Raw genomic sequence first — 25,281 nt, 5'->3', positions numbered from 1 at the left:
TCTTATTTTTGAACATTTAAAAATTCATCTTGTTATCACTATGATTGATAAACAGAAAGCAAAACTAAATATGAAGGTACAATGGACCAAGTTTATCGTGGTTCTCGCCTTGTATCTTTTGTTTCTATATTGGGTAAAAAGTTGGTGGGGACTGCTGGTGATTCCTTTCATCTACGACGTGTACATCACCAAGAAGATACGCTGGCAGTGGTGGAAAGACGCCGAGGCACCCGTGCGTTTCGTGATGAGTTGGGTAGACGCACTGGTGTTCGCACTGGTGGCTGTGTACTTCATCAACCTGTTTGTTTTTCAGAATTACGTCATTCCATCCTCGTCATTGGAAAAGTCACTGCTCACTGGTGATTACCTGTTTGTGAGCAAGGTGAGCTACGGACCTCGCATTCCGCAAACGCCATTGACCATGCCGCTTACCCAACACACGCTTCCCATCATCAACACGAAGAGCTATATTGAGTTTCCGCACTGGGACTATCGACGGGTGAAAGGACTGGGCAACGTGAAGCTCAACGACATCGTGGTGTTCAATTATCCTGCGGGGGACACCATTTGCACCGAATTGCCCTATCAAACTGAATACTACAGCATGGTGTATGGCTTCGGACAACAGATCTTTGAGCAGAACAACGGGGCGCCTATCGACCTCAACACGCTGAATAAGCAGCAACAACACGACTACTTTGAGCAGGTGTATGCACTTGGAAGACAATACATAGCCAGCAATCCTGTGGAGTTTGGCTCTATCGACAGCCGCCCTACCGACCGTCGCGAGAACTATGTGAAGCGATGCGTTGGACTGCCAGGGCAGACGCTTCAAATCAAAAACCGCATTGTTTACTTGGACGGTAAGCCCAACAAGGAGCCTGACAACGTACAATATACCTATTACATCAAACTGAAACAGCATATTCCAGACGACCTCATGAAAGAGCTGGGCATATCCATGGAAGACCTTGGCAGCCTGAACCAACGTGGTTGCATGCCGCTGACCAAGGCTACGGCAAAGGCTCTTGCGGCGCGCAAAGACATCGTTGAGAGCATCCGCATCAACACCGATGCCACCGTGGGCGACCTTTATCCGCTGAATGCCGTGACGAATTGGACACGCGACAACTACGGTCCGATATGGATTCCGGCCAAGGGAAAAAGCATCAACCTGGACATGAACAACATCGCTGTGTACGAACGTCCCATCCGCGTGTACGAGAATAACGAGCTGAAGATTACGAACAACCAGATATACATCAACGGACGACTGGCCAAGAGCTACACCTTCAAAATGGATTATTATTGGATGATGGGCGACAACCGTCACAATTCGGCAGACAGCCGCTATTGGGGATTTGTACCAGAGGATCACATCGTGGGCAAACCCATCTTCATTTGGTGGTCTTCCGACCCTGACCGTAAGGGACTGGGTGGAATCCGTTGGAACCGATTGTTCAACATGGTTGACAACATTAAATAGCAGTATGAACGCCGTCTGACCGCAACAGGCCAGCCGATGATGAGAAACAAAGCATCTCTTTTGCGAAACCTCTTACAATGGATGTTATCCATCGCTGTTTGCACCATAGTCATGTTGGCTATCCGTGCATACGCCTTTACCATCTTTACCGTACCCGATGAGGGACTCAAGCCAGTGCTTCGAAAGGGTGACAGGGTGTTGGTAAACAGGCTGGCACGCACTGACTTCAAGCGCGGTGAGGTGGTGTTGTTCGGACAGCAACAGCAGGCGTTGGGGCAAGTGATGGCGCTTCCCGGCGACACCATTACCGTCAAGGGTGAAAAATATCTCATTCCCAACCACTGCAACGCACACTGTCGCTGCGGAACTTGCCAATATCTGTTGCTGGGAATTGGCCGAAGACAGACTCTGGTACAGCATGGTGACATCGCCGGGAAGGCTTATTCGCTGTTCAGATGGAAGCGTTGGCCACATCTTGAAAAGCATCATGAATAGCGTTCTTCTTTCTTCCACCTACTTTGGTCCCGTGCAGTGGTACCAGAAACTCAATCGTTATGACGTTTGTTATCTAGAAAGTCACGACAACTATGTCAAACAAACGTACCGCAACCGTTGCAACATCGCCATGACAAACGGCGTTCAGGTGTTGAGCATTCCGGTGGAAAAGTATGATTCCCTCAAATGTCCAATGCGCGATATTCGCATCAGCGACCATGCCAACTGGCGTCATCTGCACTGGAACGCCCTACAGTCAGCCTACGGTGAGAGCCCTTTCTTTGAGTATTATGCGGATGACTTGTACCCTTTTTTCACGAAGAAATGGACTTTTCTGTACGATTTCAATCTTGAAATCACGATGAAGATGTGCCAGTTGTTGGACATAGAACCGAACATACAGGAAACCACCACCTATCTGAACGCTGATGACTTATCCCTGCAGATGCCCCAAATAACAGATCTAAGGGATGCCATTCGCCCCAAACATCCTCTCCCTGATGACGCTTTCACGCCCAAACCCTATTACCAAGTGTATGCCCAAAAACACGGATTCTTACCCAATTTGAGCATTCTCGACTTGCTCATGAACGAAGGAAACGAAGCCGTGCTTTACCTCATGTAACATGGAAAGCTGGTAATGGGATAGAAATTGGATTCATCATCATCACTTTTAGACGCAGAAGAATGATCGCGTTGTGAAGATTACGTAAAAAAAATGCCAGCATTAACGGCCATTCTTAATTATTTTGTATCTTTGACTTTTGTAATCACCTATAATAAACATCGAATTATGAAAATGAAGAAATTGAAAGTTGCCACGCTGCTATTAGCTGGTGCTATGTTAACAACGTCATGCATAGGAAGCTTTGGTTTGTTCAACAAGCTGTTGAGTTGGAACAAAACAGCCACAGACAGCAAGTTCCTAAACGAAATCATCTTCCTGATTCTCGCTCCGGCCTACGCTATCTGTGGCACTGCCGATGTCGTGGTACTCAACACCATTGAGTTCTGGACGGGTGACAATCCCATGGCCAATATCGGCAAAACGAGGCAAGTGATGGGCCAAGACGGCAAGTACTATGCTGTGAAAACTCTGAAAGACGGCTATGAGATTACGGCACCAACTGGCGAGGTAACGAAGTTCTTGTACGACAAGTCTACCGACTCTTGGTCACAAATAGCCAACGGAAAGCAAACAGAGTTGTTCCGTTTCAATGAAGATGGAACCATCAAAGCCACCCTACCAAACGGCAAAAAGATGGATGTTGCTTTGACTGAAGCAGGTGTTTATCAGGTACACATGGCTGTGAATGACGGCACATATTGGGCCATGAAATAAGCAAACGCACGGTAATACGAATATAAAACAGGCTGCTTTTGCAGGTAACCCGATGATGTTACTTACAAAAGCAGCCTGTTTTGTTTCTCACATCCGCTTATATTTAATCGGCTTGTCATTGAAAAACCAACGTGGTAAGCTTGTCTACTGACATGATATCTTGTGCCACTTGTTGGATTTCTTGTGACGTGACAGCATCGATTTGCTCATACAGCCAATTGATATCTTTCTCGTATCCGTAGTGTAGGAAGGCCTTCCCGAAGTCTAAAGCGAAGCTTTCACGATTGTCGCAAGCCACACCTATCTGCCCTTTAATTTGTTTTTTAGCCGCTTTGAGTTGGTAATCTGTCAGCGGTTGTTCTATCACTCTATCCAACTCTTTACGCACCAACCGCTGGCATTTCGGCACATCGTGTGGGTCACAGCCAAAGTATAGGCACCACAACCCCGTGTCCGTGTAGCTCACCATCGAACTTTCAACCGTATAAACCAACCCATGATGCTCGCGAAGAGATAGGTTAAGGCGGGCATTCATGCCAGCACCACCCAGGATATTGTTCAACAAATACAGCGGAATCCGCTCATGATTGTGAATGTCGTACGCCTGGTTGCCCATCATGACATGCGCCTGATGCGTGTCTTTCTTACGCACAATGACCGTCGGGTCATTGCTCTTGGCCCACTGATGCGGATGATTTACTGGCATCACAGGTGCATTTTTCGGCATGTCTGCGGTGGCTTTGGAGAGCAATTTGACGATTTTGTCGAACGAAACATCCCCATCAATGAAGAAAATGGCATTCTCCGGCCGGTAAAACTTGTGAGTAAAGTGCTGCGTGTCGGCCGTCATGAAGGAGCGAACCGTATCGGTTGTGCCCAAAATATTGTGTCCAAGGGGATGTCCTTGGAAGATGGTATTCTCGAAATCATCGTATATCAAATCGGCCGGAGAGTCGTTATAACTCTCGATTTCATCGCAAATCACCTCCTTTTCTCTTGTCAGTTCCGCTTGCGGATAGGTACTGTGAAAGACGATGTCGGTCAGTACGTCGATGGCTCGGGCGACATGTTCTTTCAAAATGGCCACATGATATACCGTATCTTCCTTGTTGGTAAAGGCGTTGAGGTCGCCTCCCACGCTCTCCAGACTGTTGATGATATGCCATGAACGACGCCGCTGCGTCCCTTTGAACGTGGCATGTTCGCAGAAATGAGCCATGCCCTCTTCACCAGGTTCCTCATCCCTTGAACCCACATTGAGTTGATATCCGCAATAAACTACCGACGATTGCGAAGGACGATGAATGATTCGCAGACCGTTATCGAGCACAAATGTATGATAATTCAGCATGATTTCGTTCTTACATAGCTCGGTATCAAATCATCTTTCTACGGTTTCAGACTTGACCAAGCCAATGGTTTGCAAAGATAATCAATTTAGACAGATTTAAAATTTAATACTTCTTTTTATTTTGAGTTACTACCTATTTACCGTATATTTGCATGAGCAAAATCAAGTTTGTTATGCGTAAGGTAATAGGTATCGGCGAGACTGTGCTCGATATTATTTTCAAAAACGACCAGCCCATCGGGGCTTATCCCGGTGGTTCGACATTCAATGGCCTTATTTCATTGGGGCGATCGGGGGTTCACACCACCTTCATTAGCGAGACTGGCAACGACCGTGTAGGGAACATGATTCACCGTTTCCTGGAACAGAACGGCGTGGATGCCAGTCATGTAAACACCTTTCCCGACAGCAAATCGCCCATTTCCCTGGCTTTTCTCAACGAGAAGAACGACGCGGAGTACCTTTTTTACAAAGATCACCCTCACGACCAACTTGATTTTGCCTTCCCAGATATCCAACCAGACGATATCGTTATCTTCGGCTCTTATTATGCCGTCAACCCCGTCATCAGGCCTCAAGTGATTGGATTGCTCGACTATGCCCGCAATCATGGCGCCATCATCTACTATGATGTCAATTTCAGACCGGCTCATCAGCATGACGTGATGCGCATCACCCCTAATCTATTGGAGAATTTGGAGTATGCCGACATCGTCAGAGGCAGCAGAGAAGACTTTCAGACGCTGTACAAACTTGACAACGCAGCCAAAGTATATCAGGCCGAAATATCATTCTACTGCAAACGATTTATTTACACACAAGGAGCCGAAGCCGTGCAATTGTTCGCAGAAAACAATTTCCACAAGGCCTACCCCGTGTCTGATGAAGTCCCCGTGAGTACCATCGGAGCGGGCGATAACTTCAATGCAGGCGTGTTGTTTGGGCTGCTCAAACATGGCATTACGCACCAGATGTTGGAACAAGGCCTGTCGGAGAAGCAATGGGATCAAATCATCAGCTACGGTTTACGCTTCGCCTCGGAGAGCTGTAAGAGCATACATAACTATGTTGACACCAGTTTTGCCAACCAGATGAAAGACGAATTGGCACAACGATAAGCAGATTTTACCTCATTAATCACATAATAAATTCAAATATGATAGAACTCAAGAATAAAGTCTATTATGTAGGTGTGAACGACCGCAACAAGACTCTGTTTGAAGGCTTGTGGCCTCTGCCAGCGGGTGTTTCATACAATTCGTACCTGATAGACGATGAAAAAGTGTGCCTCATCGACGCTGTTCAAGTGGATTTCTTCACGCAATTCATCGAAAACCTGCATGAGGTGCTGGGCGACCGACCCATCGATTACCTCGTAGTGAACCACATGGAACCCGACCACAGCGGTTCTATGGGACTGCTAAAGAAGTACTATCCCAACATTCAAGTCATCGGCAACAAGAAAACCTTCGATTTGTTGGCCGGCTTCTACGGCATCAAAGACCAAACGATTGAAGTGAAACATGGCGAAGTGATAGACCTTGGTCATCACAAGTTGAAGTTCTTCATGACGCCTATGGTGCACTGGCCCGAAACGATGATGACGCTCGACGAAACCGACCACATGCTGTTCTCGGGCGACGGCTTTGGATGTTTCGGCGCATTGAATGGTGGTATCTTGGACGAAGAGATAGACACCAGCTGGGCTTGGTTGGAAATGGTGCGCTATTACAGCAACATTGTGGGCAAATATGGCGTACCCGTGCAGAACGCTCTGAAGAAGTTGGCCGATCAACAGATTGATTACATCTGCTCCACCCACGGTCCTGTATGGCACGAGAAGGCAGCGAAAGTGATAGATCTTTATGACCAAATGTCCAAATACGAAACCGATGAGGGCATCGTAATCTGCTATGGAACCATGTATGGCAACACCGAACGCATGGCAGAAACCATCGCGAGAGCAGCCAGTCAGGCCGGCATCAAGAACATTTGCATGTACAACATCTCGAAGACGCACCACTCTTACATCCTTCGTGACATCTTCCGTTACCGTGGATTGATTGTGGGAGCGCCAACCTACAACAACGGATTGTACCACGAGATGTCAGAACTGCTGTCAGAAATAGCCAACCACGACATCAAGAACCATTACATCGGATGGTTTGGCAGCTATGGATGGGCCAGCAAGGCCGTACCCACCATCGCCGAATGGGTAAACACCAAGCTGAAATTTGAGCCTGTGGGAACGCCCGTAGAAATGAAACAAGCCATGTCAAAAGACGTACGCAGCCAGTGCGAAGAACTGGGGAAGGCCATGGCAGAACGCCTGAAAGCCGACCGAAAATAGTGTTGTTTAGGCCATTTCCATAGACCCATGACTTCTTGTTATCATGGGTCTATGGATTTTTTCTTTTATAGATAGGTACCTATTCTTTGGCGTATCGCACATTAACGCATGCGAAAGAAGCGATCGTACACCTCGTTTATACCTATACGGAACACGCCGAACGCAGACAAACTCACACTGTCATTTCTTCTGACAACAACCCCTTTCTACTTGCATTATTTACAACCAACCAACCTGTTGGGCGCAAATACGCGAATTATGCGCAAGTTTTATAACTCGCAAAGACACAACGTGTTACAAAGAAATCGATATTATTAAACATCAAAAGACGCCATTTAGGAGTATTAAAGCATTGAGTTTACCTACCAAACACAATGCTTTTGCACCACGAACCCATGTCAATTGTCGCCCAAAAGGGCGTGAAAAACGAAACTATCGCTACGCTTTATAGTCAAAATACGGTTTTACTTGACTTTCAAAGCCATTAAAACGCACAGTTTACACCGTCTCCATTTCTATTTCAGGAGTTTACAGAAGCCATTTTATTGTCATTTTTCAGGACAAAAAAGAAGGAAACAGACTAATCCTCGTCCGGCCACTTGCATGGCTTACCCGTACGAATCAACATGGGACGCTGGGCTTTCATGCCGCGCAACTTCTTGCCCAACAATGCAGAAAGTTCCTTCACTTTCTGCGGATTCTGCTGGGCCACGTTCTCGTTCTCCCCGATGTCCGAGGAAACATGGTACAACTCTTTCCGCCCAGTGGGATAGTCATAAATCAGTTTCCAATCACCTTGGCGTATGGCACAATTAAGACTGATGCCCGGTCCGGAGCCATCCCATATATTCGGTACGTTCCACACAATGGCTCTATGTTGCAGAGCCTTGTCAGTACGTCCTTGCAACGAGGGCACCAAGTCCATACCATCAATGGTCTGTGGCACCTGGTAATGGGTGATTTGTGCCATGTGAAGGATGGTAGGATACAAATCTTCCACCATGATGCTGGCATCGTTTCGCACGCCTGCCTTTACCACGTCGTTCCATTTCACGATAAAGGGAACTCGGATTCCCCCTTCATAGAGCGAACCTTTTCCGCTTTTCAAGGGAGCGTTTTGGGTGTACAACGGTCCGTCGCGCCACTGCTGAGAAGAAGCCAGTCCGCCGTTATCTCCTAAAAAGATGATGATGGTATTGTCGGCCTCCTTGTTCTTTTCGAGCCAATCCATGATGTCGCCCAAGCTCTTGTCCATGCCTTCAACCAGCGAAGCGTAGGCAGCATCCTTGTCAGAAAGCCCCCGGCGGACATATTTGGGGAAGAAACGCATGTCCTTGTCAATCGGGATATGCACCGCATAGTGCGACATGTAGAGATAGAATGGCTGCTGATAACGCTTGGCTTTGTCAAGCGCCTTGAGCGCTTCTTTGGTGAGAGCCTCCGTTGCAAACGTTCCCGTACCCCAATAAGCCTCCAGCCCAGGGATAGCATTAATTGCGTATGGCTTTCCATCCTTGGTGTGACCGTAATTCAATTCGCTGAGATAAGTGGCCAAACCACCAGCAGCCGTGCCCGTAATGTTAACATCAAAGCCAAAATGACACGGATTCTCTCCCGGTGTGTCGATGGCTCCCCAATGCGCCTTACCGCAATGAATGGTGTGATAGCCGTTGTCTTTCAGGAGCTGGACGAATGACTTAGCCGTGGTGGTATGCGCAACCGTAGACACCTGCGCGATGCCGTTGCAGTTCCAGTCGGCAGGCTTCACGCTGTCGTTTCTGGCATCCGTCATCACATCCCGCTGCAAAGTCCAGTTGGTAACACGGTGACGTGCCATGTTCATGCCCGTCATCAAGCTGCAACGCGTGGGCGAACTGACCGGACAGGCGTATGCCTGCGTGAACATCATGCCTTGACTGGCCAACCGCTCCATGTTGGGTGTGTCGTACATCTCGTTGTAGCGTGTCTTCTGATTCCAAAACTGCACCGACGTATCCTGCCATCCCATATCATCAACGATGAAGACGATGATGTTGGGGCGGCTGTCTTTCTGCTGCGCACAAGCGGTGCCACAACTCAAGAAGGATGCAGCAGCCATGGTTGTGAAGAGTTTGTTGGTCATAAATGAGGTAGGATATGATTCGGGAAGCCCACGCTTATTCTCTGGTTAGTTCATTGATACAAAACTGGAAAATCAAACTAAATTAACATGATTCACCTGTATTTTTTCATGCAAGAACACTTGGGCTTGCTCTTGAAAACGGATGGGATTTTCGGTAGTAAAATATTGACAAGTGCCAGTTTTAGTACACTTTTCGTTCATTTCCGGGTGGCGTTTCAGATAGTCTTTCAAGCTATTGGCCACATATTCGCCTTGTGCGACGATGCGAACGCCCGGACGTTTGTATTTCTCTATCTTGGGCATGAGCAGCGGATAGTGCGTACATCCTAAGATAATCGTATCAATCAGGGGATCTTTTCGTGCCAATGCGTCCAGTCGCTTCTTGACAAAATAGTCGGCTCCTGGACTGTCAGCCTCGTTGTATTCAACCAATGGCACCCAGAAAGGACAGGCAATTCCTGAGACTTGTATGTCTGGAAAAAACTTTTGTATCTCGAGTTGGTAGCTCCCACTCTTCACCGTTCCTTCGGTAGCCAGCAGACCTACATGCCGATTCTTGGTGAGACTGCCAATGACTTCGGCCGTTGGACGAATCACGCCCAATACCCTTCTGTTGGAATCGAGCGAGGGTAAATCATGTTGCTGGATGGTTCTCAGTGCCTTGGCCGATGCGGTATTGCACCCCAAGATGACGAGATGACACCCCATTTCGAAAAGTTTGACTACCGCTTGCCGCGTGAATTCGTACACCACATCGAACGAACGCATTCCATAAGGCGCACGAGCGTTGTCACCCAGATACACATAATCGTATTCGGGCAGCAACTGACGGATGCCATGAAGGATGGTCAATCCGCCATAACCAGAATCGAACACCCCGATGGGGCCTGGCGTTTGAGGCATTTGAGTCATAGGGTGGCTGCCGCGATTACTTGCCTCCTCGTGCCAAGAGGCTCAGCACGGCGTCATTGAGGTTGTCGCCGTAAGCCATATCTATATAAGGCACAGCATCGCCATCGGCGTTCAGTATGAAGGCGTAACCACGCTCCTGCCCCAACTTCCGGATGGCATCAAGCACTTTTCCCTTGACAGGTGCCATGGCATCTTGTTCGGCTTGTGCCAGCAACCGTTGTGCTTCTTTCTTAAAAGCGATGTTCTTTTCCATCATATCTTGCAGTTCGGCTTGGCGTTTCTGCATAATGGTTGGTGCGAAATCACGTTGACCATCGAGAAATTCTTCATATTTCTTATTGAACTCATCCTCCGACCTTTTGGTTTCAGCCTCATACTTTACGCGCAGGTCAGCAATGTTTTTCTGAACCGTAGCATACTCTGGAACGGCTTTCATCAAGGTGCTTAAGTTGAAATAACCAAACTTCGGCAGCATTTGTTGGGCCTGTGCCACGAAGGGCATCATCAACAAAAATAGAAATAAGAGTTGCTTTTTCATCATCTAATGATTTATGTTGTTATTATCGGAGGGTTGTGTTTCCCTCCTCTTCTTGATTCTTTCATGCGGCATTCCGTCACAAGTGATGGCCATTTGCCGTATGAAAAAAGCTGAAAAGAGTTAGCAAACAGTTGTCTGTGTCTTGCACATCAGCCCTTGTCTGCCAACTCCTTTTCTGTTTAATTGTAAGTTTTATCCAAGTCTTCACTTCCCATCAATTGGTTCTTTCAATGTTAATGAACCCGAGGAAGCGTGTCGGAAACACTTCAAATTACTTTGTCTTGGCCAGCTCAGCCTTTACCTTTGAGGTGACATCTTCGCTCAGCGTCTGACTGATATAAGGGATACCCGATGTGACATCCATGATGTAAACATAGTTTCCTGCCTTACCTACAGCCTGAATGGCGTTGACCAATTTGGCCGTGATGGGCTGCATTTTCTCTTGTTGAGCCTTCTGTAAAGCCTGTGAATTGTCGTTGTAAGCCGTGCGAATCTTCTCATTCAGCTTCATCAACTCATCCTCTGTCTCCTTTTGCTTCGTAGCATTCATGGTCGATTTTGTCTTCTCATATTCCTCAGCCTTGCGCTGCAATTCGTCTTGCATGGCCTTCAAGTCATTCTCATACTGCTTGGCAGTGGCTTCAATCTCGCCGCGTGCCTTCACAAATTCAGGCATGTCGTTCATTACCTGCTGTGAGTTCAGATGGCCAAACTTTTGTGCAAACATCGACATTGGTGCAAACAGCATCAACATTAAAATAAGCTTTTTCATTTTCTTTTGTTCTTTATTTGATTAATTATTAATTCGAATAACCCAGTTTCTGCAACACTTCGTTGCTGATGTCTATCTTGGGTGAGCCGAAGATAATGCCCGAATTGGACGCACGGTCAACGACCAATGAGTATCCACGCAATTCGGATATATCCCTTACGGCGTTATATATCTCTTCTTGGATGGGGCTCATCAGGCTTTCACGCTTCTTAAACAGTTCGCCTTCTGGCCCGAAATACTTGCGTTTCAGCTCGCTGGCGGCCTTCTCCTTCTTCATGATTTGCTCCTGTCGAGCCTTCTTTTGCTCTTGCGAGAGAAACACTACCTCGTTTTGATAGTTCTTATACATCGTGGTTGCTTCCGTATTCAGGGCTTCCACCTCAGCTTGCCATTTCTTGCTCACCTGGTTCAATTGTTCATTGGCACGTTCGTATGCGGGGATATTCTTCAACACATACTCCATGTCAACCAGTGCGAATTTCTGCGCACCGATACCTAATGTCGCCATCAACATCAAGCTCATCAATATTATTTTCTTCATCAGCTCTCTTTTAATTTAATTGTATTATTAGATGGACGTTATGCAATGTCCTTTCGTTTAGCCACTAAAGAGTATTTAACCACTGGCAAACCAGTTTTAACTTCCTTAAAATTCTTGACCGAGAATGAAGTGGAATTGGCTACCACCTTTCTTTCCAAACACTTTATCAAAGCCGTAAGCCCAGTCGATACCCATCAAGCCCACCATGGGAAGGAAGATGCGTACGCCAAGTCCGGCACTACGTTTCATGTCGAAAGGATTGAACTTTCGGGTGTCATCCCAAGCGTTTCCGGCCTCAAGGAAGCCCAGTCCGTAGATGGTGGTGTTACCTAAAAGGAATGGATAACGAAGCTCCAGCGACATGCGGTCGTATGCATAACCCTCGTATCCGTATGGTGTCAGCGAGCCATTTTCATATCCACGCAGTCCAATGGTTTCCTCCGCATAGCCAGTAGAATAGCCACTCATGCCGTCACCACCCACATAATAGGTCTCAAAGGGTGATTTCTTAAACCGATTATAGCTGCCCAAGAGTCCTAATTCCACACGCGTCATCAAGACAAAACATTTCTGTCCACCTGATAAAGCCGTATAAGTCTTGGCCTTAAATTTCCACTTGTGATACTCCACCCATTTGTATTTCTCCTGTTGTTCCGCCAAGAAAGTACTTGATTGGCGGTCCAATGCCAAGTTCTTATAGTCTTTCTTGTCCCACTTAGACCATGGTGGCGTGAGCGAAACCGATGCCGTAAACTCTGATCCACGACGTGGGAACAGCTGGTTGTCCGTTGAAGTACGGTTGATAGAGAAGTTCAAGTTCAAGTTGTTGGCATTACCGGTCGTCATCAAGAAGTACTTCCAGTTTTTCAACATATAGCGTGTATAGGCAAGCTGTACCGACAACATAAAGTAATCGTCAGGCCATCTCAGGCGCTTACCCCAACCCAAACTGGCTCCCATCATCTTGATGTAGGCGTCAGGGTCGAGGTAGTTTTCGTAATTATTGTAAGCATAGCTTCCGTACCCGTACATGTAATTCATGTAATTGTTGCGCCATGAACTGTTGTAAAAATTGCTGGACACATCCGTTGACTTTGAATAATAAGCACCGACGGAGAATTGGGTAGGTCGCTTACCTCCAAACCAGTTGGTAGAATAGTTCATGTTGTACGACTGATAAAAACGGCCGTTGGTCTGCACACCCAATGACAACACCTCACCATCTCCAATGGGCAGGATGCCTCGTCGCTCACTGTTCTTATTGAAAAGGTTGCGGATAGAGAAGTTATTCAGCTTCAATCCCACACGCCCAATCAAACCATTTTGTCCCCAACCGAGTGAAAACTCAATCTGGTCATTACTCTTTTGTTCAAGATTCCAGTTGATGTCAACGGTTCCATTCTCTGGGTCTGGCTTCACATCTGGATTCACCTTTTCCGGGTCAAAGTGTCCCATGGATGCCAATTCACGAGCCGATCGCATGAGTGCCTCTTTGGAGAAGAGATCGCCCGGCTTTGTCTTTAGCTCGCGACGCACCACATTTTCGTACAGTCGGTCGTTACCATTAATGCGTACATGGTTCAATCTTGCCTGCTGATTCTCGGTGATACGCATCTCCAGGTCAATGGAATCGCCCACGATATTCACCTCCGTTGGCTGCAAGTTGTAGAACAAATAACCATTGTTCCAATACTTATTACCCACCGCATCCTCATCTTCGGTCAGTCGCTTGTTCAACAAAGTCTGATTATACACGTCACCTTTCTTCATGCCCAGCAGCGCATTCAGATAATCAGTAGCGTACACCGTGTTGCCCACCCAAGTGATATTGCGGAGATAATACTTGGTTCCCTCGTCTACTTTTACTAAGATGTTGACATGTTTGTCATCCACATTCCACACGCTATCCTCAAGAATGACAGCATCGCGGAACCCGTATTCATTGTATTTTTTGATGAGATTGCGCTTATCTTCCTTCCATCTTTCGGGCGTATATTTCTTTGATTTGAAGATATTGCCAAACTTTCCCGACTCATGAATCTTCTTAAAGGCACCCTTGGTGAACAGGGTACCCTTGATTTTCTTGTCGCTGAGAGCCTTGTTACCAACAATCTCGATGTGTCGAACGCGCATCTTTGCCTTCTTATCCACGATGACATCCAGAATCACACTGTTCTTGTTGGACACGTCATCCCGCTGCATAATGTCGATGTCGGCATTGTTGAACCCCTTGTCATCAAAGTATTTCTTGGCCAGGAACTTCGCTCTACTGATGGTATTGGGTGTTACCTGTCCTCCTTTGAGCAACCCCAACTTCGTCTCCATGGCTTCGCGTTCCGACTTTTTCAGTCCAATATAATTGATTTCAGACACGCGAGGCAGCGTTTGCAGATAGATGTTCAGATAAATCTTGTTACCAACAATGGAGTCGGCCGATATCGAAACGTCGGAAAACAAACCATGCTTCCAATAGCGTTTCACGGCATCCGTAATGTCATTACCAGGCACCGAGATGGTCTGTCCCACCGACAAGCCGGAGATACCCGACAGCATATAGTCTTCATACCCCTGCACACCAGACACGGCAATGCCCCCAATAACTACCGTTCGGGGCGTCCCTGCGTAATTGATGTCAGGATGTATTATCTTATCTTGTGCATGAACGGTCACCCCACAGGTGATTGCCGTTGCTACCATCAACACCTTATATATATGATTCATCTTGTTGAATTATTATCAATCTTAATCTGGTCTTCTATCTGACGCTCTGTCTTTCCAAATCGTCGCTGCCTACTTTGAAAGTCCATAATGGCATGGTGCAGGTCAGCCTCGTTGAAGTCGGGCCAATAGGTATCGCAGAAATACAATTCCGAATAAGCTATCTGCCACAACAGAAAGTTGGAAACCCGCAATTCTCCACCCGTCCTGATGAGCAAATCGGGGTCGGGCATGAAAGATGTTTCAAGATGCTGACCTATCAATTCCTCATCAACGTCATCTGCATGAACACGTCCTGCCTGCACATCCGCCACGATATTTTGCAGGGCATGGGTCATTTCCCACCGTGCCGAATAGCTCAGAGCCACCACCATGGTCATGGCTGAGTTGGGTGCGGTATGCTCCTCGGTCTCACGAAGTTTTGTTCTCACGCTTTCCGGCAAACGCTTGATGTCGCCAATGACCCGAAAACGGACATTATTCTTCATGAAGATTTCGTCTTCCAGAGAGCTCAATACCAAGCCCATGAGAGCCGACACCTCATCTTCCGGCCTATTCCAATTCTCCGTAGAGAAGGTGTACAGCGTGAGGTACTTAACGCCCAACCGGACACATTCTGACGTGATTCGGCGCACAGTTTCCACGCCTGCCTGGTGTCCGAAGCTGCGTTCCTTGCCGCGTTCGGCTGCCCAACGCCCATTACCATCCATGATGATGGCGACATGTGTCGGGATACGTTTCATGTCCAGTTCGTTATTCATCGTTGTTCTTGTAGTCATTCTGTTACTCAGCATCATTATGACACGTTCTACACTTGGCTTGGAAACTGTAAGTAAGCGTCACCAGCAGTGCCGAATAGCCATCGGTGTTCTTGAACAGTCCGCTGCTTTTGACGAGATAGGGATCAACCACGCCGTCGAGTTTGTCACTCAACGAGAAGTGTGCCGCCCACTCCAATCCTACATTGACACGGTCGCCAAGCTTGTATTTCACACCCAATCCCAAAGGCACATGGGCGGTCAACACGTCTTTCGGTCCACCCGAAACATACGTACCTCCCACTCCTCCGAAGATGAAAGGGGTGAGCCGTTTGGCTCCCCGATAGTCTCTGCCCGTGCCGTATGGCCAAAAATTATATTCGAAGGTAACGCCCAGGTCACCCAACGAATGATTAAACTGGTAAGGTTTGGCCTGCATGTCAGGATAATAAGTCTGCACATCGGCCGACGAGCCTTTGAGCTTGCCATAGCTACCCTTGGCTCTTAGGGCCATTCGAGGGTTGAGTACCCATCGCCACACAAGCGAACCCATGGGTTGCATGTTCTTCACTACGCTACCATTGAAGTCGCCCAGATACGACACCAAGCCCGCTCCGGCCCCCACCTCCATACGATATTCCACGTCGTCCTGCGCCTGCGTTTGCACAGCGGCCACGAGCAACAATATGGAGAGCAGACCTTGACGCATGTTTCGTTATGTTGTATCGCTATTCAGTAATCACCCTTTTCACCACTGGCCAGCCCATCTTGTTGAGCCGCCCCCGCCAAACTTGTCCGGTTTTTCCACAGACAATCCACAGGTAGTGGTCGGCATCGGTCGTCATGGCAAACGAGGTTTCACTGCTGTGAAAGCCTTCTGGGACGACCAACGTGGCATGTTTCTTCCACGTCAAACCGCCATCCACGCTGCCATATATCTCACTAAACGCTTTCACACCACTGCTCTCGCCTTTTCCGGCACCACCCATAGCCACGAGTGCGTCGCCATATTTCACCACCTGAAGGTTGGTCAAGTTGGGTAATGCGAACCGGTTTCCGGCCGATGGCGTATAACATGTCCAAGGCTGATTCTCGGCCTTTTCATCGTTCTCTTCAAGCTTTCCCCACTGCGCAACACGCTTATCAGTGGTTCCTGCCATGAACAGCTGATTGGCACCCGCATTGGTTTTCGAGGGTTGAACCACAAAATTCAAGTCAGCCTCTGGCAACAGCGCGTTCGAGGGACTCAAGGCTTCCGTCGTCCAGGTAGCACCTCCGTCGGCCGAAACTACTATTTCATGATTTTCAGTCAGGGCATACAACTTAGCTTTGCTGGCACCTACCAGCTGTTTCAGTGCGATGGTAAACACAACAGACCAGTTTTTGGCATCGGCTGATTTCACCACTTGGCCGTCATGATAGCCATAGAACGTGTTGCCCTGTAATACTACCTGACGACAAAAGTCACTTGCCAACTGGATGTTGGGCTTGATATCTTGCCACTGTCCTGCCGCCTTTCGTGCGGCCGTATAAATCTTTGCTTCCGATCCCTTGTTGCCAAAAACATACAAGTTTTCCCCATTTGCGAGCAAGCGCATGGCTGTTAGCTCGCCCAGCTTAGGCTCATTCTTTGTCTGACTGTTCCAGTTGAACGTGTCACCATCCTGCTGGTGAACGTTCACATGGACGGTATAGGTATTCATACCCGTACCCGAATTGTTGTAAACAACAACCTGACGGGGCTTGGTAAAATCGAGTGAATCGGCCGAATTGAAATATTTAATCGTATCGCTGGTAGCGCTCTTGATGCCAATCACACCCGCATTCTTAGCCGAAATGGTCGCTACCACTTTCGAAGCGTCAACACCTACCGGCAACGAGTCGGGATTATAAATCACCCTGTTGATTTGGTCAATATAAAACCGATAGTCGCTTGCAGCAAAAGTCGTAGTATACGTGCTGTCGGTACCTTTGCTCGATTTGGTATGCACCAAGCGTTTGACATTTTTAACCGAGAACCCTATAATGGCCGCATCGTCGTATGACATCTGTTCATCGTCGTTGCCACCAAGACAAGAGGCGAACAGCAGCATCACTGAGCACAGCATGAGAAGCGGTAAAAATCTTCTATTCATTTACTTCTGATTATGATTTTAGCTGCAAATTTATATAGAATTCCGCAAATAGCACATCTTTTTAAGGCTTAATTATGCAAAATAGTGATTTATAGAACGTTTTTTAAGGTTGTTTAGGGTTTAAGCCGCGGCTGTTCACAAGCAGGCTGATTACTCACATGCGGCTTCCTATATTTGCAAAGCAGGAGTGCGATTTATCAACTTACATACCACCAACGACCTGCCTCCATGGAGTGTTTCAAACACAAATGAACAAGCGAACAGCATAAAAACGCAAAGCTGCTTCTACAAAAACCACAGCTAACCAAAAAGCAAGAATTAATTCAGAATTTATTTTACATTAACTTTCGTATGCTTCGATTATTTTGAACAAGATGGTCTTCTGCTCAGAAATACGCGAATTTTGAAGCTTTTTACATGGCTTTGACTCACAAACACTTATAAGAAAACGGCCAAAATAAGGACTGAAAATCAGGTGCTTTTTTGCCAAAAAACGTGCAAAATCGGCCGATTTCATCGCCACTTTTCAGGGTAAAGTCAATGCTTTACGGGCATCAACTCATTGAGTTTGATCTCCAAAACGATAGAGATTAGAGAGAAATGGCTTCCCATACAACTTTTTTCTCGTATTATCTTTCTAGAATAAGTTATTGAGAAGTGTTAGATTATTGTCATTTTAATTGACATTAACAAACAAAAATAGGGGAAGAAAAAAGAGTATTTTCATTCTATCTCTACACTTTTTACCGTTACCGTCTGCCGTGTGTCCGTTTGGTAGGAAGGTGCCCTTAGATTGTCAACGTCATCATAATCCACCGGTGTCCACGTGATACCACCCTTCCCTTTGCCAGAAGAGCCACTGTTAGTCCGAATCATTCCGTTACAAAAGGCGATATCCCAGTCGGTGCGCAGCATCCACAGGGCATCCTCATGGGTATCGCCCAAGGAGCTGCTTCCCACCACCTCATGGGCAGACAGCGAGACGTACGTCCACCGGTTAGGGACATCGTTGACCGTCAACGAGACATCCTGAACACCACGACCGACAGCATCTTCTGTGGCACAGCTTGCAAGAAGCAGCATCATGCCAGCCAACATCCATAAGCATACACGTTTCATTCTGTTTTATATTTGAGGGTTACTTTTTGGCTTTTGGCATCCGTCTTTTCTATTTTCAATTTGGCTGCCTTGCCATCTGCAGTCCTGAGCAAGAACACTTTGGCAGAGGGCTGACCTTCATCGGTATACCGATAAGGCGAAACGCTCACATCAAAGGTCTTGAAAGGTTCGATGGTGAAGACGTTGTCACCGCCAACCAATTCGACTGGTGCTTTTGGCTGAAAGACATACTCCGTCGGCGCTTGCGTACGGTAATCGATGACAGAGACACTTTCCAGGCACCCCTGCCCTACCTTTTGCCCGATGGCTGATTTGACGACATTCAGTTTGAAAGAGGCGTATTGCGCTTCCGGGCTGGACATGAACTCAGTGAAATCCATGGCAAACTCTATGCGGTTTTCCAACCACTTGCCTTGCATGGGCAAGTCGCCACCTTGGTTGTGAAAGGCGTAGCAATAGTGATAGTTGGGCAGTGCGTCGCCTTCCCCACGCTCAACGCCAGCCATGGAAAACTTCAAGTCGTCGCGCGAGTCATAGCTCAACCGCACCTTGAAGACCACTTTGGGCTGATACCGCTTAGGCACCACACCCTGCAACTCACCGCTGAGCAGACGATTGCCTACACTGGGGTCACGGAAGAAATCGTACGGCAGATAAAAGCGGCCATGGTCATGCGCCCACGAGCCCCATGTGTTGGCCACGATGAAAGCACCTTTGTGCAGTCGTCCTTTCTCATCCTCGTATTCCACCAGGTCGTCATAGCCCACAATGGTCAGCGCATGAGCGCCGCGGGTAGCCAGTTTTTTCAGCAAAGAGTGGTAGCCTGTTGCCGACGGTCCCTTGTATTGTTCATCTATCTTCCACCCGTCACTCTGCGTGGAAAAGGTTAATATTCCACCCGGTCTGCTGCCGTTTCCTGCATCATAAAGATAGCGTTTGAGCAAAGGGATGCTGTCATCAAAGACCAGAATTCGTTCCACCCGGTTCTGCATGGCCCGCAAGTATTTGTCATAGCCGGTGCACCATCTGAACTGCGAGACGGCCGACCCGCCATAATCGGCCTCGCTCATCATGCCATACCGTTGGGCCAGGTACAGTCCTTCCTCTGCAAACCCTCCCTGGTCCTCACCGCCATTCAGCATATTCCATGAAAACAGATAGTCCATGCGATTCTCAGCACTGGCCGACGCGTCACGATCCAACAGTCTGTTGATTTCGTAAGTGAGCATGTAGCCGATGGCCGAAGCCTGTGCGCACGAGCCACCACGCTGTGAAAGGATGGGTGGAAAATACTTCGTCTTGCTGTTATCCACCGAGGTGGGCAACTGAACGGCATCTTCCGCAGACTCGCTAACGGTGGTACGTAGCTGCCGAATGTCCACCACCGCCTGCGTGAGGCGTGGTTGTGGGTAGATCTTGCGTTGTACAAATTGAGCTTGTACCCGACCTATTCCCACCGCCAGGCACAAGCTCCAACAAAAGATTATTTTATTCATTAATCCGTTTATACGTTTTCAGCGCCTCGTCTTTTACTGCTTGCGTATAACCGTCGCCATTGATGATGCGCTGGCATGCAGCCGAGATAAGTGGACGCTGATAAGAATGCGTACGCCAACCCATGGCCTCCAGCAAAGCTATCTCAACCTGCTCATTCTTCTCTTGCTCGAGATAGCGCAACAAATCTGGAATCATGGCATGAATCATATAATTGCGTGTGAAGCGTATCAGCTGCAGCTTTTTCTTTACGGGAACGGTAGGATCCAAAATCTTACGCGTGTCCTCAACCCAGCGTTCTGAAGCATGATCGATGGCATTGTATATCAACGTACGGACAGAGTCCTTATGTATGTAGCACACTTCAGGTCGGTCAAACTGAAGTGCGAACTCTTTCAGGAGCTGACTCTTGGGGAATACGGTTAACGAGTTGAGCGCATCGAAATTGATTCGGGCAGACGTGGCATTGGCGATGGCAATGCTGATGAGCTGCGGGATGAGCCGCTCGTCACCGCTCTTACCCATCATCACCACGGCACAACGCTGCAACAGTTCGTAACTGTCGTTGGCAGCCAGCTGCAACAACTTGATGAAATTGTCGTCTTTGTAATCACAAATGAGTGTAAAGGCTTGCATTCTGACGATATAAGAAGGCGAATTGCGGTAGATATTCAACAATTCGGCCGATGACATCGCCTTGAGCTGACAAAGAGCCTCCATAGCTAAGCACTGGCGTTCAGGCTGGTCTGACTTGAGTAGTTTGCGCCATGCGCCCTTTTTGTTCTCGCTCACCAACCGGTCTACGTCCATGGCCTTGCCCTCAGTGGCGAACTTAAAGGTGGGGTCTCCAATGACATGCAGCTCCAAGTAATGGGCGTACTTCACGACATCACCCACGCAACCGCCATCCGCGATCAGTCCAATGAGTTTGTCTGCCCATTTGTCTTGCAGCGCATTGACGCTGTTTGCGATACACACCACGGTGTTCCCGGGCTGGAAGACATACTCGTTGGCGATGCAGTCATTCAGATGAAACGACCCACAAAAGCAGGCATCAATCACCACGACAGGCGTGTTGGGAGTGAACTGATATGCGCGGAAGTCTTCAAGATGCAGGTCGGCTGCGGCCTCGTAGATGGAGTCCAGGCGAGCCAACGAATCACTCTGCGCATGCAGAACCCACGAATCGGGCAGGTCAAACTTCTTCAAAAGGGCGGTAGACAGCGAGTCGGCATTCTTATTGCGCTGCTTAGCGTGATAAATATGCTCCCTAAGATTGCGCATGATGAAGGTCTTGGCACTGGCTACCGTGTTGGGCAAGATCAGATTATTGAGGTATTGGGTGTCAAAAGAACCGTGATGGTGCAGCATGGCAAGGTCCATATCCTTGCGCATGAGCTCGCTCATCAGTCGCTCCTTCACGGGATTGACATCGTCGTGAGAGATATAACCAACTTGATGGGTGCGCCGTTTGAGCTGTGGAAAATGCTCGAAATAAGACATTTTCTCGTCAATCCGGGCATCTTTGGAAGCCGAGATGTATCCATGTCCATCAAAATAGAACATGTTGTTCAGCTTTCTGTTCGTCCGTTTGAGTGCCACCAGCTTCTGAAGATAGGCCTTCAGCTTGGCATATCTACTGGTGCCACCTACGTCGGTGGGTCGTATTCTTCCCGTGTAAATGTTGGGTTGCAGGCGTTGAGAACCCTTTGCCATGAGTGAATAGTAATAATAAGGCGTACCCTCATCATGCCCCACAGACTTGAATTGCAAGGAGAAGTCGTCATAATATCGGTCTGAAGGAACCGACGACTCCTGCCTGGGGTTGGTTTGATTCATCTTAAAGGCAGAGGTGAGATGCTGTGCGTCGCGTATCATAGGCACAGGAATGTCACCCACGAAGACGGCTCCTACAATTGGGTCACGCTTCTGAGAATAGAGTCTTTGAAGTGCGGTACGGATAGAATCGGGTATCCCCCAACGGTCAACAACCGTATAAACCTTGAGTCCATTGACTTGTTCTACAGCCTCAGCATAAGCCTTCAACTCAGCTTGGGCATATTGGTAACTTTTGGTATCAACCACAATGGCAAATCCACTCTTGGCCATACCATGCCCTACCAACACAAGTAGGCAGAGCGATATGATGATGATTCGTTTCATTTCAATGTTTTTTAGATGTAAAAAAGTATTCATTAGGCGTTTTTGATGCTTGTCTTATGTATGCTCATTCAGTCTTCTTGGATTTCAACATGTCAAAATTGCATGTAAAGACCGGTACTGATACCCACCCGCGATGTATGACTCAGCGAACGAGCGAATGCGGCATCGTCCGCATGAAGCCATGCATCCACCTTGATGTTCAGTCCGACATTCATCCGTTTCAGGGAACGCTGCACGTCCAACATGCCGCCCATGCGCACACGCTTCGCACTCAAATACTCAAATTGAGGAGCGACATAGCGGTCGGTGATGTTACCCGTTTCTTCAGATGCTGATGCAAATTGGCGTTCTGACAATGGGAGATAGAACCCTCCATGTACTGAAGTGTTGAGCGTATAATGCCTCCATTGTACGCTTGTACCCACTGTTGCCTGCATGAAAGCAAGCATCCATGCCTGTTTTTGTGCCCCCAAATCACTGGCATGTTTAATCCATGTTTGCGTTGTTCCTATCTTGCCCTCCACAAAAAATGGCATGTCCAACCGATAACCCAAGTCGGTTGACAACCGATAGTCTTGGTGTACGCGCGCCTTTCCCAATACCTTGTAATCGGTTCGGTTGCCATGTTCGATGTCTGTTACTGCCTTCTGGTCGTACCAATAGCCATCTCCCTGATGGAAATGTACATGCGCCAGAAGCTGATGAGTCGTGCTGCGTCCAGAATGAAAGATAAGCCGGGCTTGTCCTTTCAGGCTTGAAAACTGATAATCTCCACCTTTGAAGACGTAAGCCTCACCACCGTCTACAGCGTTTTCATACCCACGTGAGAACGCTATCTCTGTGAAACCGCTCCATCGAGAGGCCGTGGGCGTATAGGTAAGTTGGGTACCAACTTGTGCTGTTTGACCGTCATATTTGCGCTGATAGCCAGGATTGCTGGCTGTAGACCGCCTGAAATATTCGCCAAGTCCTTTCATGAGAAAGAAACGATGGTTGTTAAGCGGATTGACAACCGTATAGCTTATGTTTGTACGAACCATTTCCATACCCACCGATACGCCCAAGTGCCAGGCTGCGTTTAGTTGGCATTCGGCACCAAGCAAAACGGGGAAGGAGGATGAGAGCGTCTTGGGACGAGGGTCATCCTGGTCGGAAGAGCTGCCCATCATCAAACCGACACCGGCTCCCAACAGCCATCTTTTGGAACATTGCCATGCCAACTCGGCGCTCATACGGAACACTTCGGAGGAAGGTTCGCTCCAAACAGAATCACCCAATACAAAGGGATTGTCCGGCATGAGATAGAATGACGAGTTCCATCGACGGTCTGTTTCCTGCCTGTTTTGATATTGCAGATGTCCACTAAGCTTGACCTGATTCAAATCTTTGAGCCCACCGACATACACATCCAGCTGCCGTTGCCTTTTGGCAGCATCCACAGCCTTGAACAATCCATTATGTTCGTCATAGGCTACCCTCGCTGTTCCTGCCGTAGACCGCTGATTATAAGCGATGCGAATGGGGTTATTGCCGGAATATCTGACATTCGTCAACTCGTTCAGATGGTCCTCATGCCACGGGTCATCAGTATGGATAAAGACGGTTTGTGCAACAACAGCCTGCACAAATAACGTGCACGACAGGCAGCACAAGACGCGAATGGATGGAACATGTATCATAAATGACTGAATAAAGGTTCCACCGCCAAGACCTCACGACGATGGTCTTGGCAGCGGAAATGATAGCTGAATGAATTGGATTATTTATCAACCTCCGTGAAAACACGCCCCGGCTGAAGTGGCTGGTTGTTGAGGAAGTCGACCGATGAATTATTGGTGTCCTTGAAATAAGCACGCCCGTTCACCACTTTCTCCACCTTGCGACGCAGGCATTTGCCCTCCCAAGCCTTGCTGGCCTTGACAGCTTTGGCATCGTCAACAGGCAAAAATTGTGGGAAATATGTCTCTGCATCGGATTCTGACATATCCACAGCATCCAGCACATACTTGTTTGGCATCAGCAAGAATTGCATCTTTGATGTGGTTCCTGGCGTAGTCTTTAAATTATTCTGGTCGGCAGCAAACTTCTTAGGGGTGATGCCGGCGGGCAGTTTGGCCAAGATGTAGCCACCATGGAAGAAACTTGCCCCAAAGGCCTTCATGTTTTTATTGTTCTGGAAGATGACATCCATGTTGGGAGCGGGATAATCCACCTCACCTTTTACATTGTCTATATATACCTCCCACTGTGCTTTCGACAGGTCTGGGCAATGGTTTCCCTCTGGAGCCTTCTTGCCATGGTCCACAGCGTCACTGGCAATCACGGTGCTTTCGCCAGGCTTGAGGGCAATCGACTTACCGTCCTTACCTACGGGGAAGGCGATAACGGTACCTTGTCCACAAGCATAGCGGTCTTTGTAGCCGTTAGCTTGCCAAACGTTCTGCTCCTTCTTTTGTCCTCCACGATTAGTCATCAGGATAACACCGTCGAGATATTGCACCTCATCAGAGTTGTTCACAATCTCAAAATAGTTATCCAACACATAGCCCTTTTTGCCTCCTGTGGTATAGATTTCCTTGAAGATGAGCGTCGACTTGCGCACCTTTTGCAACTCAATAGTGGCTTTTTTGTTCGCATAGAGGTCTACTGAGAGCGTCCCTGTGAGGTAAGCGTTGGCCTCATCCTTGACCTTTGCCGTGAGCAGCAAGTTGTACTGCCCCTGCGGAAGCGTTGTTGATAAGTCCTTCATATCCTTCAACACCAGAGTATCCTCTTTCGTTCCCTTTGTCAATACCAGCTTAGCATCGCTGACATCGTCTGCCTTCAATCCGTCAGGAAGTTGATAAGACAGCGTCAACTCGTAGTTCGCAATACTCGGCTCATCGTTTTTATTACAAGAAACGAAGCCTAAAACAACGGTCAGCAGCAACAGAGCCGAGACCATTTTTCCAATACATTTGTTCATACTTATTACTGATTTAAATT

21 protein-coding genes are annotated in these 25,281 nt (G+C 47.9%); 6 read left to right on the top strand and 15 right to left on the bottom strand.

What is annotated here, in order from left to right; all coding sequences use genetic code 11:
- Window positions 1-40 precede the first annotated feature (40 nt).
- The 4 genes from lepB (HMPREF1254_RS10175) (at window position 41) to HMPREF1254_RS10160 (ending at window position 3,323) form a co-directional block, all read left to right on the top strand.
- The gene (gene lepB, locus HMPREF1254_RS10175; protein ID WP_036878571.1) at window positions 41-1,486 is read left to right on the top strand and encodes a signal peptidase I; all 1,446 of its coding nucleotides are present in this window, start codon (window positions 41-43) and stop codon (window positions 1,484-1,486) included.
- 36 nt (window positions 1,487-1,522) lie between these two features.
- Window positions 1,523-1,981 (top strand): signal peptidase I, encoded by a 459-nt coding sequence (gene lepB, locus HMPREF1254_RS10170; RefSeq protein WP_036878568.1) that lies wholly within the window; start codon window positions 1,523-1,525, stop codon window positions 1,979-1,981.
- The gene (locus HMPREF1254_RS10165; protein WP_023058608.1) at window positions 1,974-2,606 is read left to right on the top strand and encodes a WbqC family protein; all 633 of its coding nucleotides are present in this window, start codon (window positions 1,974-1,976) and stop codon (window positions 2,604-2,606) included. The genes lepB (HMPREF1254_RS10170) and HMPREF1254_RS10165 overlap by 8 nt, the downstream gene beginning before the upstream one ends.
- Before the next feature lie 168 nt (window positions 2,607-2,774).
- The gene (locus tag HMPREF1254_RS10160; protein WP_023058513.1) at window positions 2,775-3,323 is read left to right on the top strand and encodes a DUF3332 domain-containing protein; all 549 of its coding nucleotides are present in this window, start codon (window positions 2,775-2,777) and stop codon (window positions 3,321-3,323) included.
- Window positions 3,324-3,438: 115 nt separating this feature from the next.
- Here HMPREF1254_RS10160 and HMPREF1254_RS10155 read toward each other — a convergent pair whose 3' ends face one another.
- Window positions 3,439-4,674 (bottom strand): M16 family metallopeptidase, encoded by a 1,236-nt coding sequence (locus HMPREF1254_RS10155; protein ID WP_023058606.1) that lies wholly within the window; start codon window positions 4,672-4,674, stop codon window positions 3,439-3,441.
- Window positions 4,675-4,847: 173 nt separating this feature from the next.
- Here HMPREF1254_RS10155 and HMPREF1254_RS10150 point away from each other — a divergent pair, with 173 nt between their 5' ends.
- Together HMPREF1254_RS10150 and HMPREF1254_RS10145 are read left to right on the top strand one after the other, a co-directional pair.
- Window positions 4,848-5,792: a carbohydrate kinase family protein gene (locus HMPREF1254_RS10150; protein WP_023058605.1), complete on the top strand. Its 945-nt coding sequence runs from the start codon at window positions 4,848-4,850 to the stop codon at window positions 5,790-5,792.
- 38 nt (window positions 5,793-5,830) lie between these two features.
- Window positions 5,831-7,024: an FprA family A-type flavoprotein gene (locus HMPREF1254_RS10145; protein WP_023058642.1), complete on the top strand. Its 1,194-nt coding sequence runs from the start codon at window positions 5,831-5,833 to the stop codon at window positions 7,022-7,024.
- A 580-nt stretch (window positions 7,025-7,604) separates the two neighbouring features.
- Here HMPREF1254_RS10145 and HMPREF1254_RS10140 read toward each other — a convergent pair.
- The 14 genes from HMPREF1254_RS10140 to HMPREF1254_RS10075 all read right to left on the bottom strand — a co-directional run bounded on the left by HMPREF1254_RS10140 (window position 7,605) and on the right by HMPREF1254_RS10075 (window position 25,261).
- Window positions 7,605-9,146: a sulfatase gene (locus HMPREF1254_RS10140; RefSeq protein ID WP_023058521.1), complete on the bottom strand. Its 1,542-nt coding sequence runs from the start codon at window positions 9,144-9,146 to the stop codon at window positions 7,605-7,607.
- A 72-nt stretch (window positions 9,147-9,218) separates the two neighbouring features.
- Window positions 9,219-10,058, bottom strand: coding sequence for a glutamate racemase (gene murI, locus HMPREF1254_RS10135; RefSeq protein WP_023058630.1), 840 nt, complete (start codon window positions 10,056-10,058; stop codon window positions 9,219-9,221).
- A 16-nt stretch (window positions 10,059-10,074) separates the two neighbouring features.
- Complete coding sequence (locus HMPREF1254_RS10130) at window positions 10,075-10,596, bottom strand: OmpH family outer membrane protein (RefSeq protein WP_036873017.1); 522 nt, start codon at window positions 10,594-10,596, stop codon at window positions 10,075-10,077.
- A gap of 271 nt (window positions 10,597-10,867) precedes the next feature.
- Window positions 10,868-11,368: an OmpH family outer membrane protein gene (locus tag HMPREF1254_RS10125; RefSeq protein WP_023058587.1), complete on the bottom strand. Its 501-nt coding sequence runs from the start codon at window positions 11,366-11,368 to the stop codon at window positions 10,868-10,870.
- 28 nt (window positions 11,369-11,396) lie between these two features.
- A complete protein-coding gene (locus HMPREF1254_RS10120; protein WP_023058525.1) occupies window positions 11,397-11,909 on the bottom strand; it encodes an OmpH family outer membrane protein in 513 nt (170 codons plus the stop codon).
- A 105-nt stretch (window positions 11,910-12,014) separates the two neighbouring features.
- Complete coding sequence (locus HMPREF1254_RS10115) at window positions 12,015-14,630, bottom strand: BamA/OMP85 family outer membrane protein (protein WP_023058591.1); 2,616 nt, start codon at window positions 14,628-14,630, stop codon at window positions 12,015-12,017.
- Window positions 14,627-15,406 (bottom strand): isoprenyl transferase, encoded by a 780-nt coding sequence (locus HMPREF1254_RS10110; RefSeq protein ID WP_255325176.1) that lies wholly within the window; start codon window positions 15,404-15,406, stop codon window positions 14,627-14,629. Before HMPREF1254_RS10110 ends, HMPREF1254_RS10115 begins: the two co-directional genes overlap by 4 nt.
- A gap of 4 nt (window positions 15,407-15,410) precedes the next feature.
- Window positions 15,411-16,094, bottom strand: a complete 684-nt coding sequence (locus HMPREF1254_RS10105; RefSeq protein WP_023058598.1) for a type IX secretion system protein PorG — start codon at window positions 16,092-16,094, stop codon at window positions 15,411-15,413.
- A gap of 19 nt (window positions 16,095-16,113) precedes the next feature.
- Window positions 16,114-17,520, bottom strand: coding sequence for a DUF6242 domain-containing protein (locus tag HMPREF1254_RS10100; RefSeq protein WP_023058509.1), 1,407 nt, complete (start codon window positions 17,518-17,520; stop codon window positions 16,114-16,116).
- Between the two features lie 723 nt (window positions 17,521-18,243).
- Window positions 18,244-18,639, bottom strand: coding sequence for an HmuY family protein (locus HMPREF1254_RS10095; RefSeq protein WP_036878551.1), 396 nt, complete (start codon window positions 18,637-18,639; stop codon window positions 18,244-18,246).
- Window positions 18,636-20,135: a hypothetical protein gene (locus HMPREF1254_RS10090; protein ID WP_023058638.1), complete on the bottom strand. Its 1,500-nt coding sequence runs from the start codon at window positions 20,133-20,135 to the stop codon at window positions 18,636-18,638. Before HMPREF1254_RS10090 ends, HMPREF1254_RS10095 begins: the two co-directional genes overlap by 4 nt.
- Window positions 20,128-22,296 (bottom strand): HEAT repeat domain-containing protein, encoded by a 2,169-nt coding sequence (locus tag HMPREF1254_RS10085; RefSeq protein WP_036878548.1) that lies wholly within the window; start codon window positions 22,294-22,296, stop codon window positions 20,128-20,130. The genes HMPREF1254_RS10090 and HMPREF1254_RS10085 overlap by 8 nt, the downstream gene beginning before the upstream one ends.
- 92 nt (window positions 22,297-22,388) lie before the next feature.
- Window positions 22,389-23,975 carry a DUF6850 family outer membrane beta-barrel protein gene (locus tag HMPREF1254_RS10080; RefSeq protein ID WP_036891230.1) on the bottom strand — a complete coding sequence of 529 codons (1,587 nt, stop codon included), beginning with the start codon at window positions 23,973-23,975 and terminating at the stop codon, window positions 22,389-22,391.
- 80 nt (window positions 23,976-24,055) lie between these two features.
- Entirely contained in the window at window positions 24,056-25,261 is a 1,206-nt protein-coding gene (locus tag HMPREF1254_RS10075) for a DUF4876 domain-containing protein (protein ID WP_023058607.1), read from the bottom strand.
- Between the last annotated feature and the right edge of the window lie 20 nt (window positions 25,262-25,281).

The sequence above is a fragment of the Prevotella sp. BV3P1 genome (assembly GCF_000479005.1).
Lineage (GTDB): Bacteria > Bacteroidota > Bacteroidia > Bacteroidales > Bacteroidaceae > Prevotella.
Note: the sequence above shows the minus strand (reverse complement) of the source record. Positions and strands in the feature narration are given on the sequence as shown.

Coding starts and splice junctions, on each gene's coding strand:
- HMPREF1254_RS10080 (WP_036891230.1), bottom strand. CDS start 23,975: ATGATACATGTTCCATCCATTCGCGTCTTGTGCTGCCTGTCGTGCACG.
- HMPREF1254_RS10140 (WP_023058521.1), bottom strand. CDS start 9,146: ATGACCAACAAACTCTTCACAACCATGGCTGCTGCATCCTTCTTGAGT.
- HMPREF1254_RS10110 (WP_255325176.1), bottom strand. CDS start 15,406: ATGACTACAAGAACAACGATGAATAACGAACTGGACATGAAACGTATC.
- HMPREF1254_RS10155 (WP_023058606.1), bottom strand. CDS start 4,674: ATGCTGAATTATCATACATTTGTGCTCGATAACGGTCTGCGAATCATT.
- HMPREF1254_RS10160 (WP_023058513.1), top strand. CDS start 2,775: ATGAAAATGAAGAAATTGAAAGTTGCCACGCTGCTATTAGCTGGTGCT.
- HMPREF1254_RS10145 (WP_023058642.1), top strand. CDS start 5,831: ATGATAGAACTCAAGAATAAAGTCTATTATGTAGGTGTGAACGACCGC.
- HMPREF1254_RS10150 (WP_023058605.1), top strand. CDS start 4,848: ATGCGTAAGGTAATAGGTATCGGCGAGACTGTGCTCGATATTATTTTC.
- HMPREF1254_RS10100 (WP_023058509.1), bottom strand. CDS start 17,520: ATGAATAGAAGATTTTTACCGCTTCTCATGCTGTGCTCAGTGATGCTG.
- murI (WP_023058630.1), bottom strand. CDS start 10,058: ATGACTCAAATGCCTCAAACGCCAGGCCCCATCGGGGTGTTCGATTCT.
- HMPREF1254_RS10165 (WP_023058608.1), top strand. CDS start 1,974: ATGAATAGCGTTCTTCTTTCTTCCACCTACTTTGGTCCCGTGCAGTGG.
- HMPREF1254_RS10130 (WP_036873017.1), bottom strand. CDS start 10,596: ATGAAAAAGCAACTCTTATTTCTATTTTTGTTGATGATGCCCTTCGTG.
- HMPREF1254_RS10125 (WP_023058587.1), bottom strand. CDS start 11,368: ATGAAAAAGCTTATTTTAATGTTGATGCTGTTTGCACCAATGTCGATG.
- HMPREF1254_RS10120 (WP_023058525.1), bottom strand. CDS start 11,909: ATGAAGAAAATAATATTGATGAGCTTGATGTTGATGGCGACATTAGGT.
- HMPREF1254_RS10105 (WP_023058598.1), bottom strand. CDS start 16,094: ATGCGTCAAGGTCTGCTCTCCATATTGTTGCTCGTGGCCGCTGTGCAA.
- lepB (WP_036878568.1), top strand. CDS start 1,523: ATGATGAGAAACAAAGCATCTCTTTTGCGAAACCTCTTACAATGGATG.
- HMPREF1254_RS10090 (WP_023058638.1), bottom strand. CDS start 20,135: ATGAATAAAATAATCTTTTGTTGGAGCTTGTGCCTGGCGGTGGGAATA.
- HMPREF1254_RS10095 (WP_036878551.1), bottom strand. CDS start 18,639: ATGAAACGTGTATGCTTATGGATGTTGGCTGGCATGATGCTGCTTCTT.
- HMPREF1254_RS10075 (WP_023058607.1), bottom strand. CDS start 25,261: ATGAACAAATGTATTGGAAAAATGGTCTCGGCTCTGTTGCTGCTGACC.
- HMPREF1254_RS10085 (WP_036878548.1), bottom strand. CDS start 22,296: ATGAAACGAATCATCATCATATCGCTCTGCCTACTTGTGTTGGTAGGG.
- HMPREF1254_RS10115 (WP_023058591.1), bottom strand. CDS start 14,630: ATGAATCATATATATAAGGTGTTGATGGTAGCAACGGCAATCACCTGT.
- lepB (WP_036878571.1), top strand. CDS start 41: ATGATTGATAAACAGAAAGCAAAACTAAATATGAAGGTACAATGGACC.